The following is a 230-nucleotide window of genomic DNA, read 5'->3' as shown; positions in this document are numbered from 1 at the left end:
CTAATGTAAATGATATGTAATAAAACCTAAGTGAGAGCCCATGTATTTTTTTGATAAATCTTCTATAGTCAAGATGATAAGTCTCGTTATTTTATCAACTACAGCACATTCGGCTTTAGCTAAGCCGCCTTTAAAAGAAAAGTATGATGTATTAAAGCAAGCCAGTAGCTATGCTCGATCTAGTGCTTGTATGACTACTTTTGATGACGATGCCGAAGATAATATGACTA

The 230-nt window shown here is 33.9% G+C and carries 1 protein-coding gene; it reads left to right on the top strand.

From position 1 onward, the window contains the following. Positions 1–40: 40 nt before the first annotated feature. The coding region (locus tag SB749_RS21150) for a hypothetical protein (protein ID WP_410712050.1) at positions 41–230 on the top strand (190 nt) is incomplete at its 3' end.

Source organism: Brevibacterium sp. SIMBA_078 (assembly GCF_046534565.1).
Taxonomy (GTDB): Bacteria; Actinomycetota; Actinomycetes; order Actinomycetales; family Brevibacteriaceae; genus Brevibacterium.
The sequence above is the reverse complement of the archived record's forward strand: the minus strand, read 5'-3'. Positions and strand labels throughout refer to the sequence as shown.